The organism is Paraprevotella clara YIT 11840 (assembly GCF_000233955.1).
Lineage (GTDB): Bacteria > Bacteroidota > Bacteroidia > Bacteroidales > Bacteroidaceae > Paraprevotella > Paraprevotella clara.
On sequence record NZ_JH376652.1, the window covers coordinates 1 to 1390 of the forward strand.

The window sequence follows — 1390 nt, forward strand, 5'->3', positions numbered from 1 at the left end:
TCCTGAGCCCGATGGTCTATAGTTGAACGTAATGGTATGAGTCCCTGCCCTGAGATTATCTACCTCAAAGGTAGGCGATTGTACATAAGTAGTATAACCCGTACCTGTACGCGTTGTACTCTCTACAGATACCTGATAACTACCACCTCGTAAATTCTCCAGCTTAAAGGTAGCCTTGCCTCTTAATCCATTACAAGAAGCCTGTGTCTGACTCGCTACACTCGACTTAAACTCTTGTCCACTAGGTATCACTACCGTCTTAACTATTTCTTGTGGACATGATGCTGCTCCTTGTGTATACTTAATCGTCATTGTATAACTACCTGGGGCTAAACCTGTAATAGTAGCCGTTGTACCTGTAGCTGTCTTACCATCTATAATATAAGTATAATTATACGTATTAGGCAAACCACTAATGCGTATCGTTCCCTTGCCTTCACAATCATAAGTGGTAATCGTATAGCTTGTGCCTGTTGGTGGCGTTATACGTTCTGGCACTTCTACCGGTATATCTAACTGGCAGCCTCCTTTATCTTTTACTGTAACAGTATGCGTGCCTGCTGGCAACCAACCTTCTGAATTGGTAGTAAAATTGCCATCATATCTATAACTATAGTCTCCATAGCCCCCAGTTACATTCGTAAAACGTATTTGCGCTTTATTCTTAGTAGCTACATTACCATCTCCACAACCTATTAGTTGCGATACTACCGCAAATCCTTTTAGCGGTGCCGCAGGCGATGTTATGTTTATCGTTACTTGTGCTTTACACTCGCGCGCATCAGTCACATATACTACACGGCTACCTGAGGTTACTCCTACAAAACGATGTTGGTTGCCTGTTACATTTTGTACTGCTCCATTATCTAATTTCACTTTATAAGGTGCCGTACCTCCACTGATAGTTAATGAAATAGTACCATCATTAGCCCCATAGCACACTACTGCTGTAGCTGTATATGTAATCGTAGGGTTAGTTGCTGCTGTTAACGTAGCTGTACCACTTACTGTACAGCCTTTGCTATCTGTTACCTCTATCCTATATGCTCCTGCTATCTCAGTCTTGTAAGTCGCTATCCTATTGGTAGGTACGTTTTGCTGTGTTTGTACAGTTGCATTCGTTCCCGCATTCTTCACTATGTAAGTGTAAGGTGCATAACCATCTTTTATCTTCAAGGTTATCTCTCCTTTTGCCGCATTACCACTATGGCAAGTAATGTCCTTAGCCACTACCGCTCCGGCAGCTCCGGCTACCGTTATCATTCTCTTTATTTCGGTAGTATAGCTTGCCGTACAGCCGTATTTATCTACTACTGTAAAGGTGTGAACCCCTACTTGTAAGTTGGTATACGTATAAACAGCTGCCGTCTGACTCGCTACTCTCGTGCCG

Annotated in this window: 1 protein-coding gene; it reads right to left on the bottom strand. The window is 42.8% G+C overall.

The window, feature by feature from the left end; all coding sequences use genetic code 11:
- Positions 1-1263, bottom strand: a 1263-nt coding sequence (locus HMPREF9441_RS16160; protein WP_147715964.1) for a SprB repeat-containing protein, incomplete at its 3' end; no start/stop codon positions are given.
- Positions 1264-1390 lie beyond the last annotated feature (127 nt).